The sequence below is a fragment of the Vibrio sp. 10N.222.49.A3 genome (assembly GCF_041475145.1).
Lineage (GTDB): Bacteria > Pseudomonadota > Gammaproteobacteria > Enterobacterales > Vibrionaceae > Vibrio > Vibrio tasmaniensis_A.
This window is the reverse complement of record NZ_JBFRVM010000235.1, coordinates 1-316: the sequence shown is the minus strand read 5'-3', so window position 1 is coordinate 316 and position 316 is coordinate 1. Positions and strand designations below refer to the sequence as shown.

The 316-nt window shown below is 47.5% G+C and carries 1 pseudogene; it reads right to left on the bottom strand.

From position 1 onward, the window contains the following. A pseudogene (locus AB4589_RS23845) lies at positions 1-316 on the bottom strand (conjugal transfer protein TraG); the annotation flags it as partial.

The following is a 316-nucleotide window of genomic DNA, read 5'->3' as shown; positions in this document are numbered from 1 at the left end:
GCCATGGTGGTGAACTCTTTAGTGCGTGTGTATTCTTGCCAAGACTTTTTAGCATCAGCAATATCTTCCGGTTGGTAAGCGGTCATTAGGCGTTGGACGTCTGGTTGTTCTAATTTAGCTGTCGTTTCCAAGTAATTCTGGAAGCCTTGAATTGAATTGGCCGTAAAGCTGGCACTGCCAGAGTTTAGGCGCGTTTGAGTATTCGAGAGGGCGTTCAAGTCCGATTGGCTTTGCATCACGCTAGCACCAAGAGACTTGGTGTTGCTGGCGTTAATCGCAAAATCATGCGCAAACTGTTCAACCGAAGTTCGGGTGT